Source organism: uncultured Arthrobacter sp. (assembly GCF_947495145.1).
In the GTDB taxonomy this organism is placed as follows: Bacteria; Actinomycetota; Actinomycetes; order Actinomycetales; family Micrococcaceae; genus Arthrobacter_D.
In genome coordinates, this window is sequence record NZ_CANLXP010000012.1 from 50,461 (window position 1) to 65,435 (window position 14,975).

The 14,975-nt window shown below is 63.6% G+C and carries 14 protein-coding genes and 3 tRNA genes; 11 read left to right on the forward strand and 6 right to left on the reverse strand.

Annotated features, from left to right (window positions below):
• The first annotated feature begins 61 nt into the window (after positions 1-61).
• Positions 62-149 (forward strand) — tRNA-Ser (locus tag Q0877_RS10640).
• A gap of 122 nt (positions 150-271) precedes the next feature.
• Here Q0877_RS10640 and Q0877_RS10645 read toward each other — a convergent pair.
• Positions 272-2,386: a RecQ family ATP-dependent DNA helicase gene (locus Q0877_RS10645; protein WP_299167559.1), complete on the reverse strand. Its 2,115-nt coding sequence runs from the start codon at positions 2,384-2,386 to the stop codon at positions 272-274.
• A gap of 124 nt (positions 2,387-2,510) precedes the next feature.
• Between Q0877_RS10645 and Q0877_RS10650 the strand changes: the two genes are divergently transcribed.
• On the forward strand, positions 2,511-3,917 hold the full coding sequence (locus Q0877_RS10650; RefSeq protein ID WP_299167562.1) for a phosphomannomutase/phosphoglucomutase: 1,407 nt from the start codon (positions 2,511-2,513) through the stop codon (positions 3,915-3,917).
• A gap of 89 nt (positions 3,918-4,006) precedes the next feature.
• On the opposite strand, the gene Q0877_RS10655 is transcribed toward Q0877_RS10650, so the two are convergent.
• Positions 4,007-5,881, reverse strand: coding sequence for a phosphoenolpyruvate carboxykinase (GTP) (locus Q0877_RS10655; protein WP_299167564.1), 1,875 nt, complete (start codon positions 5,879-5,881; stop codon positions 4,007-4,009).
• Between the two features lie 292 nt (positions 5,882-6,173).
• Between Q0877_RS10655 and Q0877_RS10660 the strand changes: the two genes are divergently transcribed.
• Both Q0877_RS10660 and Q0877_RS10665 read left to right on the forward strand, forming a co-directional pair.
• Positions 6,174-6,249: transfer RNA gene (locus Q0877_RS10660), tRNA-Arg, on the forward strand.
• Positions 6,250-6,355: 106 nt separating this feature from the next.
• Positions 6,356-7,768, forward strand: coding sequence for an NAD(P)/FAD-dependent oxidoreductase (locus tag Q0877_RS10665; RefSeq protein ID WP_299167567.1), 1,413 nt, complete (start codon positions 6,356-6,358; stop codon positions 7,766-7,768).
• Here the strand turns inward: Q0877_RS10665 and Q0877_RS10670 are convergent.
• The 3 genes from Q0877_RS10670 to upp all read right to left on the reverse strand — a co-directional run bounded on the left by Q0877_RS10670 (position 7,765) and on the right by upp (position 10,245).
• Positions 7,765-8,289 (reverse strand): histidine phosphatase family protein, encoded by a 525-nt coding sequence (locus tag Q0877_RS10670; protein ID WP_299167569.1) that lies wholly within the window; start codon positions 8,287-8,289, stop codon positions 7,765-7,767. The two genes, Q0877_RS10665 and Q0877_RS10670, sit on opposite strands and share 4 nt — an antisense overlap.
• Positions 8,290-8,318: 29 nt before the next feature.
• Positions 8,319-9,161 (reverse strand): winged helix-turn-helix domain-containing protein, encoded by an 843-nt coding sequence (locus tag Q0877_RS10675; protein WP_299167571.1) that lies wholly within the window; start codon positions 9,159-9,161, stop codon positions 8,319-8,321.
• Between the two features lie 448 nt (positions 9,162-9,609).
• On the reverse strand, positions 9,610-10,245 hold the full coding sequence (upp, locus tag Q0877_RS10680; protein ID WP_299167573.1) for a uracil phosphoribosyltransferase: 636 nt from the start codon (positions 10,243-10,245) through the stop codon (positions 9,610-9,612).
• A 22-nt stretch (positions 10,246-10,267) separates the two neighbouring features.
• Between upp and tadA the strand changes: the two genes are divergently transcribed.
• From tadA to Q0877_RS10700, 4 genes are all read left to right on the forward strand, one after another.
• Complete coding sequence (gene tadA, locus Q0877_RS10685; RefSeq protein ID WP_299167575.1) at positions 10,268-10,747, forward strand: tRNA adenosine(34) deaminase TadA; 480 nt, start codon at positions 10,268-10,270, stop codon at positions 10,745-10,747.
• A 46-nt stretch (positions 10,748-10,793) separates the two neighbouring features.
• Positions 10,794-11,756, forward strand: a complete 963-nt coding sequence (locus tag Q0877_RS10690) for an SDR family NAD(P)-dependent oxidoreductase (RefSeq protein WP_299167577.1) — start codon at positions 10,794-10,796, stop codon at positions 11,754-11,756.
• Positions 11,753-12,235 (forward strand): pyridoxamine 5'-phosphate oxidase family protein, encoded by a 483-nt coding sequence (locus tag Q0877_RS10695; protein WP_299167580.1) that lies wholly within the window; start codon positions 11,753-11,755, stop codon positions 12,233-12,235. Before Q0877_RS10690 ends, Q0877_RS10695 begins: the two co-directional genes overlap by 4 nt.
• Positions 12,236-12,285: 50 nt before the next feature.
• Positions 12,286-12,375: transfer RNA gene (locus Q0877_RS10700), tRNA-Ser, on the forward strand.
• A gap of 77 nt (positions 12,376-12,452) precedes the next feature.
• Here Q0877_RS10700 and Q0877_RS10705 read toward each other — a convergent pair.
• Complete coding sequence (locus Q0877_RS10705) at positions 12,453-13,220, reverse strand: type 1 glutamine amidotransferase domain-containing protein (protein ID WP_299167582.1); 768 nt, start codon at positions 13,218-13,220, stop codon at positions 12,453-12,455.
• Positions 13,221-13,308: 88 nt separating this feature from the next.
• Here Q0877_RS10705 and Q0877_RS10710 point away from each other — a divergent pair, with 88 nt between their 5' ends.
• The 3 genes from Q0877_RS10710 to Q0877_RS10720 all read left to right on the forward strand — a co-directional run bounded on the left by Q0877_RS10710 (position 13,309) and on the right by Q0877_RS10720 (position 14,930).
• The gene (locus Q0877_RS10710) at positions 13,309-13,716 is read left to right on the forward strand and encodes an ester cyclase (RefSeq protein WP_299167584.1); all 408 of its coding nucleotides are present in this window, start codon (positions 13,309-13,311) and stop codon (positions 13,714-13,716) included.
• A 45-nt stretch (positions 13,717-13,761) separates the two neighbouring features.
• The gene (locus Q0877_RS10715; RefSeq protein WP_299167586.1) at positions 13,762-14,229 is read left to right on the forward strand and encodes a 23S rRNA (pseudouridine(1915)-N(3))-methyltransferase RlmH; all 468 of its coding nucleotides are present in this window, start codon (positions 13,762-13,764) and stop codon (positions 14,227-14,229) included.
• A 98-nt stretch (positions 14,230-14,327) separates the two neighbouring features.
• Positions 14,328-14,930 (forward strand): hypothetical protein, encoded by a 603-nt coding sequence (locus Q0877_RS10720; RefSeq protein WP_299167588.1) that lies wholly within the window; start codon positions 14,328-14,330, stop codon positions 14,928-14,930.
• Positions 14,931-14,975: the final 45 nt, after the last annotated feature.

The window sequence follows — 14,975 nt, forward strand, 5'->3', positions numbered from 1 at the left end:
GGCGCTATTTTGCTCTTGCCCGAAGGTTCTGGGTAGTCTTGGGTGGCTAGTAATAGCTGCTGGAGACGTGCCAGAGCGGCCGAATGGGCTTCACTGCTAATGAAGTGTGGGCCTAAAGCCTACCGGGGGTTCAAATCCCCCCGTCTCCGCGTTACTCGAAAGGCGCCCCGGTTCTGAACCGGGGCGCCTTTCGTTTGCCTTCGGGTTTCGTTGCCTTCGGGCTGGATTCCGTTGGGCAGCGCTACTACCGGATGTGCCTGGCCAAGGCCTGTCAGGCCTTCAGCGCGAGGACAAAGGGCAGCACTTCCTGGGCGCCGGCCTGCCGGAGCGCACGTCCGGCAACAGTCAGGCTCCAGCGGCTGTCCGCCAGGTCATCGACCAGCAGCACCGGTCCGGGATTGGCCCCGAACCAGACGCGGCCCTCGTCAGGAACCGCGAACCTGTCCCACACCGATGCGAGACGAAACGCGCTGTTACCGCCGGAGCTGCCGCTCGGCCACCCCTGCGGCAGTTGAAGCGCCCCAAGATAAGGGATTCGGCCGACGCCGGCCAGGCTTTCAGCGAGCGAACGGATCAGGAGGGGCCGCCGCCGGGAGGGCATGCTGACCACCGCCACCGGCCTGGAGTCCCACTGCCATTCGGCAAGCACGCGCACGCACGCCTGCACGGCTGCCGGATCCAGGGCCGCGTCCGGAGACGAGTCAGCGAGCAGCTCGCGCACCCGATTTCCCCAACCGAGGTCAGTCATGCGGGCGAGGGCACGTCCGGCGGAAATCTGTTGGTCCGCTGCAATCCGACCCTTCACCGGGACACCGAGCTTGTCCATCCCGGACGGCCATTGCCCCCTGGGTTCCAGGAGGACGCCGACCCTGCCGAGTGCGCTGCCCGCGCTCTCCGATGCATCATGGGACACCTCGTCCGAGTACCAGGGCGCGGCGCAGTTGTCGCAGCGCCCACACGGAGCGGCAGTGGGATCATCGAGCGCAGCCGCGAGGAACTCCATCCGGCAATCGCTGGTGTTCTCATAGTCCAGCATCGAATTCTGTTCCTGCACCCGGGCCTTCGAAATGCGCGCATACCGCTCGCGGTCGTACTCCCAGGGCTTCCCGGTTGCCTGCCAGCCCCCGGTTACCTTTTGTACGGCGCCGTCCACGTCAAGCACTTTCAGGAGGAGCTCAAGCGGTGAGCGCCGGACGTCAACCCGGGTTTCCAGTGCGGGCGTGGACAGTACAGCGCCTCCGGCCAGTTCCTCCAGAATTCGCTGCGCCTTGTCCTCAGCGGGCATGGAAGCGGTAGCAAAGTACTCCCAGATTTCGCGGTCCTCATTGCCCGGAAGCAGCAACACGTCCGCGTTGGGAGTTCCTCGGCCCGCCCTGCCCACCTGCTGGTAGTAGGCAACCGGGGAAGATGGCGCCCCGAGGTGGACCACGAACCCCAGGTCCGGCTTGTCGAACCCCATGCCGAGTGCGCTCGTGGCGACCAGCGCCTTCACCTCGTTGTTCTTCAGCGCCTTCTCTGCCGCTTCCCGGTCCGCCGGATCAGTGCGCCCTGTATAGGCCAGGACCGCGTGACCGCTCTCGCGCAGCAGCCGGGCAGTGTCTTCTGCAGCGGAAACGGTGAGGGTGTAGATGATGCCGCTGCCGGGTAGATCTCCCAGGTGTGTCAGGAGCCAGGCCAGCCGCGAACGCGGACTGGGAAGGCGAAGGACCCCCAGCCGGAGCGACTTGCGGGCAAGCTCTCCGCGCAGCGTGTAAACGGCGGTTCCATCGGAGCCGAGCTGGTCTTCAACGTCCTTGACCACCCGTGAGTTGGCGGTGGCCGTAGTTGCGAGGACCGGCACGCCGTCGGGAAGCGTAGTGATCAGGTCGCGGAGGCGCCGGTAGTCCGGCCTGAAGTCATGCCCCCAGTCAGAAATGCAGTGCGCCTCGTCAATCACCAGCAACCCGGTGCGCCGGATGAGTTCGGGTAGCTGGTTCTCACGGAAGGCCGGATTATTGAGCCGTTCAGGAGACACCAGCAGCACGTCCAACTGGTTCGCTTCCAGCTGCCCGGTGATTTCCTGCCACTCCGTCTGGTTTGCGGAATTAATCGCCGCAGCGCGCACCCCGGCGCGTTCAGCCGCCGCCACCTGATCCCGCATCAACGCCAGCAGCGGCGACACAATCAGGGTTGGACCGGCACCTGCTGATCGCAGTAGAAGGCTCGCAACGAAGTAGACGGCCGATTTTCCCCATCCGGTGCGTTGGACCACCAGTGCCCGGCGGCCCCCATTAACCAGTGCTTCGATCGCCTCGAACTGACCCTCATGAAAGACGGCGTCCTCACGCCCGACAAGCGACCGGAGGATGGAGAGCGCCTGCTGGTGCAGGGTGGTTGTTTCAGCCATGCGCCCCAGTATGGCAGTTGCTACCGACGGTTTCGCCGGGCCGTTGGCTCTATGTGGACAACCGCCGTCGTCCATTACTCCCCACCCCGTCGAAGGACTGATCCGAACGGTTAGACTTTCCAGCGTGAATACAACCATCGACCTTTCCGCATCGTTCAAGGCCTATGACGTCCGGGGGATTGTCGGTGAGACCATCACCGTGGAATCCGTCAGGGCCGTAGGAGCGGCGTTCGTCGATGTGCTCGGATTGTCCGGGGAAACCGTGCTGGTGGGTGGCGACATGCGGCCCTCCTCCCCCGAGTTCTCGGAGGCTTTCGCTGACGGAGCGACCACCCGCGGCGCCGATGTCGTTTTCCTCGGACTGATCTCCACGGACGAGCTGTACTACGCCAGCGGCCGGTACAACGCGGCGGGAGTCACCTTCACAGCCAGCCATAATCCCGCACAGTACAACGGTATGAAGATGTCCCGACCCGGCGCGGTGCCCATGTCCTCAGAGACGGGCCTTGCCGAGGTAAGGGACCTGGCGGAACGCTACCTAGCCGAGGGCACCATTGCGGCGGCTGACCGCCAAGGCTCCACCTCCTCGCGCGATGTCCTGAAGGACTACGCCGAGTACTTGCGTTCACTGGTGGACCTCTCAAGCAGCCGCCCGCTGAAGGTCGTTGTCGATGCAGGCAACGGCATGGCCGGACTCACCACACCGGCAGTACTCGGCACGAAGTACCTGGACGCCCTGCCGCTGGATATCATCCCGCTGTACTTCGAACTCGACGGGACGTTCCCCAACCACCCCGCCAACCCGTTGGAACCCGAGAATCTCCGGGACCTGCAGACGGCAGTGGTCAGCAACGGCGCGGATATCGGTCTTGCTTTCGACGGTGACGCCGACCGGTGCTTCGTCATCGATGAACAGGGCAATCCCGTCTCACCCAGTGCCGTTACGGGCATGGTGGCACGCAGGGAGATCCGCCGGGCGCAGGCAGCCGGCGAGCAGGAACCGGTGATCATCCATAACCTGATCACCTCACGCGCCGTGCCGGAACTCGTTCGTGCAGAGGGCGGACGCCCGGTGCGTACCCGCGTTGGGCACTCCTTCATCAAGGCGGTCATGGCTGAGGAGGGCGCGGTCTTCGGCGGGGAACACTCAGCTCACTATTACTTCCGGGAATTCTGGAATGCCGACACGGGAATGCTCGCAGCCATGCATGTCCTCGCAGCGCTCGGCGAACAGAACCAGCCGCTATCGGAACTCGGCCGCGAATACGAGCCCTACTTCGCCTCCGGCGAGATCAATACCCGGCTCGACGACGTCAATGCGGCCACTGCCCGGGTGCGGCAGGAATTCGAAAACGACGGCGTCACCGTGGACGAGGTCGACGGCCTCACTTTCACTGCCGATGACGGTTCCTGGTGGTTCAATCTCAGGGCGTCCAACACGGAGCCTTTCCTGAGACTCAACGCGGAAGCCGAGAAGCCTGAGACTCTCGAAAGCCTCACCGCTGCGGTTCTCGAGCAGATCCGCCAGTAGCAACTCCCTCATCGAGATGTGGCCGGCTCCGCCTTCGGGCAGAACCGGCCACATTTTTCTGCAGCGTGTGTCGTCTGCAGCCTGCCTCGCTAGACGGCGAACCGCTCTTTCAACCGCTGCAACTCCCCGGACAGCTCATTCGGCAGCGAATCGCCGAATTGCTGGTACCACTGCTCGATACCCTCCAGCTCTGCTGCCCACTCCTCGGCGTCGACCCGAACCGCCTGCTCAACATCCGCGGGAGTGAGATCCAACCCGGTCAGGTCGATTGAATCCGGCGTCGGCACGTACCCGATCGGCGTCTCAACGGCGTCCGCGTCACCCTCGAGCCGCTCGATGATCCACTTGAGCACGCGCGAGTTGTCGCCGAAGCCCGGCCAGGCGAAGCCGCCGTCGGCTGTGCGGCGGAACCAGTTGACCAGGAAGATCTTCGGCAACCGTGACTGATCCGCCTGCCCACTGACCTTCAGCCAGTGACTGAGGTAATCACCGGCGTCGTACCCGATGAAGGGAAGCATCGCCATCGGATCGCGGCGAACCCTGCCTACAGCCCCGGCAGCGGCGGCCGTGGTCTCCGAGGACAGGGTGGAGCCCATGAAGATGCCGTTGGTCCAGTCGCGGGACTGCGTCACCAGGGGAACGGTGGTCTTGCGCCGGCCACCGAAAAGAATCGCTGACAGTTCAACGCCCTCAGGATCGTTGAACTCCTCGGCAAGCATGTCGATCTGATCGATCGGCGTGCAGAACCGCGCGTTGGGGTGGGCAGCAGGCGCGTCCGACGACGGCGTCCAGTCGTTGCCCTGCCAGTCCGTCAGATGAGCCGGCACCTCCTCGGTCATGCCCTCCCACCAGACACCGCCGTCGTCGGTCATTGCCACGTTGGTGAAGATGGAATTGCCCTTGGCGATAGCGCGCATCGCGTTGGGGTTGGTGTGCCAGCCGGTGCCGGGAGCCACGCCGAACAGGCCTGCCTCAGGATTCACTGCGCGGAGTTCACCCTCCTCCCCGAAACGCATCCAGGTGATGTCGTCTCCGAGGGTTTCGACCTTCCACCCGTCGATGGTTGGGTCCAGAAGGGCGAGGTTGGTCTTGCCGCAGGCGGACGGGAAAGCCGCGGAGACGTAGTAGGTCTTGCTGTCCTTGTCCGCCGAGGCAGGGGAGGTGAGCTTCAGGATGAGCATGTGCTCCGCCAGCCAGCCCTCATCCCGCGCCATCACTGAGGCGATGCGAAGGGCATAGCACTTCTTGCCCAACAGGGCGTTCCCGCCGTACCCGGATCCGAAGGACCAGATTGAGCGCTCTTCCGGGAAGTGCACGATCCACTTCTCCTCGTTGCACGGCCACGCGACGTCCTGCTGCCCGGGCTCCAGCGGAGCACCCACTGAATGAAGGGCCGGAACGAAGTCGGCATCGAGGTCGGTCAGCCGGTCCAGGACCTCGGTGCCGATGGTTGCCATGATGCGCATGGAGGTGACCACATAGGCGCTGTCGGTGATTTCAACGCCGAACTTCGGGCTCGCCGCGTCCAGGTGGCCCATCACGAACGGGATCACGTACATGGTCCTGCCGCGCATCGAGCCGGCGAACAGTCCGCGCAGCTTTTCTTTCATGGTGTCGGGGTCCATCCAGTTATTGGTGAACCCGGCATCACGTTCGTTGCGGGAGCAGATGAAGGTCTGCTCTTCGACCCGGGCTACATCGGCCGGATCGGAGAACGCCGCAAATGAGTTGGGGAAAAGCTCCGGGTTGAGGCGCCTGAAGGTCCCTGTGGAAACCAGCTCGTCAGTGAGCTGGTTGTTCTCCGCCTCGGAGCCGTTGACCCAATACACCCGATCCGGCTGCGTCAGCGCGGCAGTTTCCTCAACCCAGGTCAGCAGTTCCTGGTGGGTTGTCGGTGCAGGTGCTGCTGCATCCCGGTCAGTCGCTCGATCGGCCAGCAGCGGCTGACGCGCGGAATCGCCCATTTCTCGTCCCTTCGTTGGGTGGATGGTGTGTATTGATGCTAGGGGCGGGATCTTGGCCGATCCCGGCTCTCCGGCGCGTACAGTGGGTGGAGCCTGAGCACTGAACCGCGAGTTTCCGCGATTTTCGTGCGCCCGCGCCCGGGCCGTTGTGATAAAGGTCACATAGACCGGTCTACACTACTGCCGGGTAGGAGTCGGCCCCTGCAGCTCAATTAGCATTAGGTTCCGAATGGCTGTAAAGTTATCTACGGCCAAACGGCCTTGCGAAGTCGCTCAATTCGGCTTTCAAATTGCGTGCGTAGCTCAACGGATAGAGCATCTGACTACGGATCAGAAGGTTGGGGGTTCGAATCCCTTCGCGCGCACCAGTCAAACCGCCTCGGGAAACCGGGGCGGTTTTGCGTTTAACCGATCCTCAACAGGTGGCAGGCCAACTGCTTGCCTCCTGATCGGTCGGGTGACAGGCTCAGGACCATGAGTGTTGAGCAAACTCCCGACGTCGTCGTTATTGGAGCGGGCGCTGTGGGTGAGAACGCCGCCGCCCGCGTAATCCGTGGCGGACTGTCAGTCATCCTCGTGGAGTCCGAACTGGTGGGCGGTGAATGTTCCTACTGGGCCTGCATGCCGTCCAAGGCACTGCTGCGGCCGGGCTCCGCACTGCATTCTGCGCGCGCAGTTGCGGGCGCCCGCGAAGCTGTCACCGGCACTCTCGATACTCAGCAGGTACTCGCCCGGCGCGATGAGTTCACATCGCACTGGGATGACTCCTCGCAGGAGGAGTGGGTGCGGGACACGGGTATTACCCTGGTCCGCGGACGTGCCCGCCTCACCGGCGAGCGGCGCGTCGAAGTGAGCGCCGACGACGGCGTGACCACGTTGGTCGCCCGTCACGCCGTTGTCCTTGCCACCGGCTCCACGCCGTCCGTCCCACCGATCGACGGCCTGGACGGTCTGGACTATTGGGGCACGCGGGAAGCAACATCGGCCAAGGAGGTGCCGGAATCGCTTACCGTGCTGGGCGGCGGCGTCTCGGGTGCCGAACTGGCACAGGCCTATGCCCGCCTTGGCTCAACGGTCACGCTGGTAGCGCGGAGCGCCCTGCTGGGCAGCTACCCGGAGCCTGCGGCACGACTGGTGCAGGAGGGCCTGGAGCGCGACGGCGTCACCCTCCACCTGCACACCGGCACTGAATCCGTTGCTTACGACGACGGCCGCTTCCGTGTGAGCCTCACCGGCGGAACCGTCGTAGAGTCAGAAAAGCTGCTCGTTTCCACCGGACGCCATCCGGCCCTGACCGGCCTGGGCGTCGAATCCCTTGGCCTCGAGCCCAAGCAACTCGACACGGATGACTCCGGTCAGGTAGCGGGCCATCCGTGGCTGTACGCGGTGGGGGACGCCGCCGGGAAAGTGCTCCTCACGCATCAGGGCAAATATGAGGCACGGGTGACCGGGGATGCCATTGCCGCCCGGGCCAAGGGTGAACTTGACGGACAACCGGAGCGGTGGGGACCGTTTGCTGCAACCGCTGATAGCTATGCCGTCCCGCAGGTTGTCTTCACCGATCCCGAAATCGCCATGGCCGGCAAAACCCTCGAGGCAGCACGCGACGACGGGGTGAATGCCAGCGAGACGTCCCTCGAACTCTCGGTTGCCGGCTCGTCACTGCATGCCGACGGCTACGAGGGTTGGGCTCAGATGGTGGTGGACGAGGACCGGAAGGTTCTGGTGGGTGTGACGTTCGCCGGGCCGGACGTCGCCGAACTCCTGCACGCGGCGACCATCGCCATTGCGGGCGAGGTACCGCTGGATCGCCTCTGGCATGCCGTCCCCGCCTACCCGACCATCAGCGAGGTGTGGCTGCGGCTGCTGGAAAAGTACGGGCTCTAGGCGCGGCGCACCACGAAGTCGCTCACATCGGCATCGCGCCCGTCCAGTTCCGACCACTGGCCGGCATGACTGAGGACGGTGAGTCCCGCCGACGGATAATGACTGGCAAGATCCACGACGGCATCCTCATCGGAGTTCACTGACGCGAGCCGCATGGCGAGGTTCTGGATGCCGGGCAGGTGCCCGATCACCAGTACGCTCGTCGCGGTATCCGGCACGTGGTTGATGACCGTGAGCATCTCGGTGGCGGTTGCCGCATAGAGCTTCGGCTCGAGCCGCGGCGTCGGTGCCTTATCCCCCAGTTCCTGGCACACCCAAATACAGGTCTGCCGTGCGCGTAGTGCGGTGGACGTGAGAATGAGGTTCGGAACGGCGTCGTGCTCCACCATCCAGCGCCCGATGAGGGGCGCGTCCCGATGCCCCCGCCCGCTGAGCGGCCGCTCATGGTCCGCCACATCACCATGCCAGTCGGACTTGGCATGGCGCAGGAGCATCAGGCGCTTCAGGTGGTGAGAGGACATCCCCTCACCCTACTTTGTGGAAGCGGAAGCTAGATGGAGTACTCCGGGGCAGCCCACACGACAACCTCGGGGTGCTCGTAAAACCGGTAGCCCTGTCCGCGGACTGTGCGCACGGTGTTGGCCAGGCGTCCGAGCTTCGAGCGCAGGCGGCGGATGTGGACGTCGATTGTGCGCTCGTTGGGCACCTCGTCCGCGTTACGCCAGAGGCCGCTGAGGAGCTCCTCGCGACCGACGGTCCGTGAGGCATTCTCGACCAGGTAGTTAAGGAGTTCGAATTCCTTGAATGTCAGGTTGAGGATGTCCCCGTCAAGGTGTACCTCGCGCCGTGAGAGATCGATCAGCACTCCGGTGGGGCGGGGCGCCGGCGGAGGAGTGGACTGCTGCTCGCTACGCGGCCGCCGGTTCACCGTCGGATCTCCAAGTGCCTGCCGGACAACGTCTATGTCGGTACCGACGGCGTCGGCGGGAGCAAGCGCGACGGCAGCATGACTCTGCGCGCCGGGCACCAGGGTACGAACATAGGCACGGACATCCTGTGCGAGCTTGCTCAGGGTGGTCTCGTTCTCGGCGGCCGTGTCCTCATCCAGCGCAACGTAGAGCACGAACCCGCGTGCGGTGGTGTCGCCCGTGACCGCCTGGGGCCCCGGAATCCCGTTCGGGGTGACCACCGGAACCGGTGCGGTGATGGGCTGGGCCGAATCAGCAGGCGACGGCACAGACTTCAGCTGTCCGTAAGCCGGTGCGTAGGACGGAGCGGCCGGTTGGCTGTAAGCCGGAATGCCGGGGCGCTGCCCATAGGTCTGCCGCTGAATGCTTGCGCGGCTCTGTGCGTTGCGAAGGGAAATGTGGACGTATCCGGAAGAAACGGTCATGTCTAAACAACCTCATGGTGAATCGCCGTCATCACGGCTCGAATGCAGGGGTGTGCCCGGTCGAGATGGAGCTTCTGTGGAGCCCGCCGTTGGGCTAGGGAATGCGTAAGAGGGTGGGGTAAACCGTTACGCGCACATTCGACAGCAGCGAGTTCCCTGCGCGGACATGATGCCCGGGGAATAAGCTGCGGCTGCAGATGCTGCTGAGTTGGTGTTCACGATTCGAATTATTGCACGTAACAATCCGTTACGCGCAAGTAACAATGGTAGGGCGTCCGCATGCTGGACGCTCGGGATGGGAGACAAAGCGTTCTCGAAAACGCGCCGACTCAGCAAATGAAAAGACGAATTGCAAGGCATTGCACTGTGCCAATGCGGAATGTCCGGAGATTCAGGCATTTGAGGCAACCACCTCTCACGCGCCCTTCCGAATAGTGGACGCCTTCGGTTAACCGACGACTCCGTAGAGGCGGTCTCCGGCGTCACCCAGCCCCGGCACGATGTAAGCGTTCTCGTTCAGCTTCTCGTCGATCGACGCGAGAACAATTGTCACGTTGGTTCCCTCCAGCTCCTGCCGGAGTGCTTCCAGTCCCTCGGGTGCCGCGAGAAGGCAGATGCACGTGACGTCCGCTGCGCCGCGCCGGAAAAGGAACTTGATTGCCTCGCGCAGGGTGCCGCCCGTTGCGAGCATCGGGTCGAGGACAAACACCTGCCGGCCGGTGAGGTCATCGGGCAGCCGCTCGGCGTAGGTAATAGCCTCGAGGGTCTCTTCGTTGCGGGCCATCCCAAGGAAGCCGACTTCCGCGGTGGGCACGAGGCGGGTCATCCCCTCAAGCATGCCCAGCCCAGCGCGGAGGATGGGGACAACCAACGGCGTGGGCTTCACCAGTCCGGTTCCGACGGCGGTGGTCACCGGAGTCTCGATCTGCACCGGCTCAACGCGCACATCCCGGGTTGCCTCATAGGCCAGCAATGTCACCAGCTCCTCCGTGAGCAGCCGGAAGACCGGGGACGGAGTGTTCTTGTCCCTCAGGACAGTCAATTTGTGGGACACCAGGGGATGGTCGACAACCAGAACGCGCATTGCTCAAAAGTATCATTGGCACATGCCCGCCCACCCTGCCGCCGCTCAGCGGGATCACAGCGCCTGGATGCAGTTGGCGCTGCAGGCAGCCCGGCGCACAGTTGAGAGCGCGGACGTGCCGATCGGCGCCGTCGTCGTCGGTCCTGACGGAACGGTGCTGGGCACCGGCTGGAATGAACGGGAGGCAACGGGCGATCCGACCGCCCATGCGGAGGTTCTCGCGATCCGGCGTGCGGCAGCGGCGCTGGGTGCCTGGCGGCTTGAAGGCTGCACGCTGGTGGTAACCCTTGAACCATGCTCCATGTGTGCCGGGGCCAGCGTGCTCGCCCGGGTTCCCCGTGTGGTCTTCGGTGCCTGGGATGACAAGGCCGGTGCGGCCGGATCGGTTTTCGATGTCTTACGGGAGCGTCGGTTGAACCACTGGACCGAAGTATTTCCCGGCGTCCTTGAAGACCAATGCGCAGCCCTGTTGAAGGAGTTCTTCGCTATTCGCAGGCACTGACGTAGGGTGATTGATAAGCGTGCTTACCAATCGTACGGAGGGCCAAGTGCAGGGCGGACGGAGCGTCACGGGCGCCGTCGTCGTTCTAACCGGAGCGAGCAGCGGCATAGGCAGGGCTACCGCGCGGATCTTTGCTGAGCAGGGAGCCCATCTCGTCCTCGCTGCCCGTAGCGATGAGAACCTGCAGGAGGTTGAGGACGAGTGCCGCGAGCGCGGTGCGCGCGTGATCTCCGTCACAACGGATGTCGGCGATGAAGCGCAGGTCACGGAGTTGATGCGGTCCGCCGTCGCTGAGTTCGGCCGGATCGATATCTGCGTCATCAATGCCTCCGTGTATGGCTATGGTTCATTTGAGGCGACGCCGTCGGACGTGTTCCGCAGAATCATCGAGACGAACCTGCTCGGAGCGGTGAACACGGCCAGGCAGGCCCTGCCGGCCATGAGGAAGCAGGGTGCTGGCTCGTTGATCTTCATCGGATCCGTGTACTCGCGCATCACCTCCCCGTATGTCTCGGCGTATGTCACGAGCAAGTTCGGCCTGTACGGGTTTGTCCGGGTGCTTCGTCAGGAACTGCGCAAAGCGCGGAACATCCACGTCTCGATGGTGCTTCCGGCCACGATTGACACCCCGATCTATCAGCATGCCGCGAACTACACGCGGCATAACGTCCACCCCTTGCCGCCGGTGGTCCACCCCGAACGGGTGGCGCAGGCCATTCTGCGGACAGCCCAGTCCGGACGGGCAACGACCATAGTGGGTGCCGTTCAGCGCACCTTCATCCCGCTGCACGCACTGCTTCCACGCGTGTACGACGCATGCGTTGGGCCGCTGATGAATCTCGTGGCACTTCGGCGGGGCCGAGTAGCTGCCCATCCGGGCACGGTGTTCGCACCGAACCCCGGCGCAAACGGCATCACCGGCGGCTGGGGCAAGCTGGGACGCCTCCATCGAAGTACTCCCCCTACCCACAAAGATCCCCTACCCACAAAGACTAAGGAGCAGGAATGAATTCGCAGCAGGACGGCATGAAGGAACTCATCAAGATCGTGAAGGACGCTGATATCGCGATCCTGACCACTGTGAACGCCCAGGGCCAGCTTGTGAGCCGGCCGCTCGCGGTGCAGGAGGCAGAGTTCGACGGCGACCTGTGGTTCTTCACGGAAGACCCCTCCCCGAAAGCGGACGAAATCCGCGCCAACCCGCAGGTGAATGTCTCGATCAGCAGCGGCAAGGGCTACCTCTCGATAGCGGGGACGGCCACGCTGACGAAGGACCGCGCAAAGATCGATGAACTGTGGAGTTCTTCGGTCAAGCCGTGGTTCGACGGTAAGGACGACCCCTCTGTCGCCCTGATCAAGGTGGACGCCGACACAGCTGAATACTGGTCACTCGACACCCCGCGGGTGGTGGCGGCCTTCGAGATCGCCAAGGGCATGGTCACCGGTGAGCGCCCTGATCCGGGGAAGAACGACGTCGTGGACCTCTAGAACCGCCCATTTTGGGTGGAGAGCACCTCAGCCGGTAAAGTGTTGGCGTTGGTGACGTGTCCGAGCGGCCGAAGGTGCAACACTCGAAATGTTGTTTGGTGTAAAAGCCAACGTGGGTTCAAATCCCACCGTCACCGCCAACTGAAACCCCTGTTTCCCATCTGTACGACGGGAAGCAGGGGTTTTGCCTTGCCCAGGAACGGGCCGCAGCGTCCGCTTAGTGCTCAGTGTCCGACGCAGCAGTCTTCCTGGCATCCTTTTCGGCGCGCAGCGCCTCCGCGTCATGCTGTTCCTCGGCCTTTTCCTGGTGGATGACCTCGGCCAGAAGCTTCTCCATTTCCTTGGCCACTCCAGCCGCTGACGCCGGATTCTGGCCGGTCACCAACCGTTCGTCGACGATGACCTTCTCCTCGAAGACACCGGCGGACACGTGGGTTGCGCCCTGTTCCTCGAGCCGGTCCGCCAGGAAGAACGGAATGACTTTGTCCTTCCCTGCGGCGACCTCCTCGTCGTTGGTGAAGGCGGCCACCTCCCGGCCCTCCACGAGGCGAAAACCGTTCTCCAGTTCCACGTGAAGCAGGCCGGCCGGTCCATGGCAGACCGCACCGACCACGCCGCCGGCGTTGTAGATGCTGGCCACCAGGTTCTGCAAGCCCTCGCTGTCAGGGAAGTCCCACATGGTGCCGTGGCCGCCCACGAGGTAGACGGCGTCGTACTGGTCAGGATCAACGACGTCGACGCGGGCAGTGTTGTAAAGCCCGGCACGCGTGACCTCGTCCTCCGTGAAGGCAACCTGAATGGGATCATGCGTGTCCACCTCGTCGCGCGGTGGCTGGCCGCCTTTGATGGACGCAAAGTCGACGAAGTGCCCGGAATCCTTGAAGACCTTCCAGGGATGTGCAGCCTCCGCCACGTTGTAGCCGGTCTTCTCTCCCGTATCGCCGATCTCGGAAACGCTGGTCAGTACCATGAGAATTTTCTTCATGAAGTGCTCCTATCGTCCAACGGGTTGCGTGAAATGAGCTTTACCGCAAGGGTAGTTAGTAAGTCTACTGACTATCAAGGAGGACCACATGTCACGCGAGATCAACCTCAAGGCTCAGGAAAAGCTTGGCTCCATCATCGCTGCCCGGGAGGTCGACCGGCTGGATGAGGTATTTGCGCAAGATGTCGTCGACCACGATCCCGCTCCGGATGCAGCACCCGGTGTTCGCGGCATCATCGACTTCTGGGTTGAATTCCTGACCGCTTTCCCGGACGTCGAGCTCAACCCTGAGGTGCTGATGGCCGACGAGGACAAGGTCACCGTAGTACTGACCCTCGCCGGTACGCATCAGGGTGCGTTTCAGGGCGTAGAGGCAACCGGACGCAGTATCCGCGTTCGAGGAATCCAGGTAGCCCGTTTTGAGGACGGATTGATCGTCGAGCGCTGGGGCTGCTCGGATGAAGCAGGCATCCTGAAGCAGCTCGGTGCCGCGTGAGCAATAACTGAACACCGAGCGACGGTCGGCGCTAGCGTTGTCGATATGGCATTACGCGCGCTGGCCGTCGGCCGGAAACACGAACCGTGGGTAGCAGAGGGCATCGCCCGCTACGAGAAACGGCTCAAGAAACCCTTCGATCTCTCCTGGCAGCTCATCCCGCATTCGGCCAGGGAGGGTGGCCCCGCCCGCGACGAGGAATCAGCACGCCTCCTCGAGAAACTCGGTGGGAAAAACGCCACCGACTACGTCATTCTCCTCGACGAGCGCGGCAAGGCAGTGGACTCCCCCACGCTCGCTGCCCGCCTCCAACAACCTCTCGACACCTCCCGCAACATCACGCTGATCATCGGTGGAGCCTACGGCGTCAACCCTGAAGTTCATCAGCGCGCCGACTTCGTCTGGTCGCTTTCACCTCTCGTCTTCCCCCACCAACTGGTCCGGCTCATCCTGGCCGAACAGCTCTATCGGTCCCAGGAAATTGCAGGGCGCCGCCCCTACCATCACGAGTAGGCGCAAGACCGAGCCAAACCGTCGGCGGCAGCGAATAGAGTGGGAACAGACCACTACTTCTACGACGAGTAGAAGTTCAGTGCGGGAGGAGGAGATTGATGGCCAGCACCCACGTGCGCGTTGTGCGCGCCGCAGCTACCGCCCTCGTCGTCTTCCTTCTTGCCGCAGGCGCACACCTCGCCGGTGGTGCGGCGCTGCCCAGCCCGCTCATTCTCGCGATGCTTGCGGTCACCACACTGCTCGCGGTGACCATCCTTGCGCGGAGAAAGCTCCAGCTTCCGGCGGTGCTCGGCATTCTCGGCGTCGGTCAGCTACTGCTCCACCAGGCATTCACCACGCTGACGACGGCGGCGGCCTGCGTTCCAGCCCCGCGTGACCATTTCGGTCCGCAGCAGGTGCACTGCCTGCCGGCAGGTGGAACCGCCGAACACGCCCACGCTTTTTCAATGTTCGACAGTCCGGTGATGCTCGCGGCGCATGCCGGCGCCGTCGTTATTACTGCACTGATGCTGTATCACGGTGAAGCGGCACTGGAACTGGCCGTTCAGTGGCTGCGGCCTCTTGCCGCGTTGCCCCGGCTGAGCGTCTACCCGCCCCCGGCTGACCTTCCACTCGTTCCTGAGCACCCCGTCCGCAGCTACCTTGAGCCGCTGCTGACGATGAGGCCGCTGCGCGGCCCGCCCCTGCCCACCTCTCACTAGACAACCCCAACCAAGATTCAGCTGGTCCCATGATCAGCGCCTTTG

Bases quoted from the DNA above. Each gene is read 5' to 3' on its own strand.
- Q0877_RS10645 (WP_299167559.1), bottom strand. From the start codon at position 2,386: ATGGCTGAAACAACCACCCTGCACCAGCAGGCGCTCTCCATCCTCCGG.
- Q0877_RS10655 (WP_299167564.1), bottom strand. From the start codon at position 5,881: ATGGGCGATTCCGCGCGTCAGCCGCTGCTGGCCGATCGAGCGACTGAC.
- Q0877_RS10665 (WP_299167567.1), top strand. From the start codon at position 6,356: ATGAGTGTTGAGCAAACTCCCGACGTCGTCGTTATTGGAGCGGGCGCT.
- Q0877_RS10670 (WP_299167569.1), bottom strand. From the start codon at position 8,289: ATGTCCTCTCACCACCTGAAGCGCCTGATGCTCCTGCGCCATGCCAAG.
- Q0877_RS10675 (WP_299167571.1), bottom strand. From the start codon at position 9,161: ATGACCGTTTCTTCCGGATACGTCCACATTTCCCTTCGCAACGCACAG.
- upp (WP_299167573.1), bottom strand. From the start codon at position 10,245: ATGCGCGTTCTGGTTGTCGACCATCCCCTGGTGTCCCACAAATTGACT.
- tadA (WP_299167575.1), top strand. From the start codon at position 10,268: ATGCCCGCCCACCCTGCCGCCGCTCAGCGGGATCACAGCGCCTGGATG.
- Q0877_RS10695 (WP_299167580.1), top strand. From the start codon at position 11,753: ATGAATTCGCAGCAGGACGGCATGAAGGAACTCATCAAGATCGTGAAG.
- Q0877_RS10705 (WP_299167582.1), bottom strand. From the start codon at position 13,220: ATGAAGAAAATTCTCATGGTACTGACCAGCGTTTCCGAGATCGGCGAT.
- Q0877_RS10710 (WP_299167584.1), top strand. From the start codon at position 13,309: ATGTCACGCGAGATCAACCTCAAGGCTCAGGAAAAGCTTGGCTCCATC.
- Q0877_RS10715 (WP_299167586.1), top strand. From the start codon at position 13,762: ATGGCATTACGCGCGCTGGCCGTCGGCCGGAAACACGAACCGTGGGTA.
- Q0877_RS10720 (WP_299167588.1), top strand. From the start codon at position 14,328: ATGGCCAGCACCCACGTGCGCGTTGTGCGCGCCGCAGCTACCGCCCTC.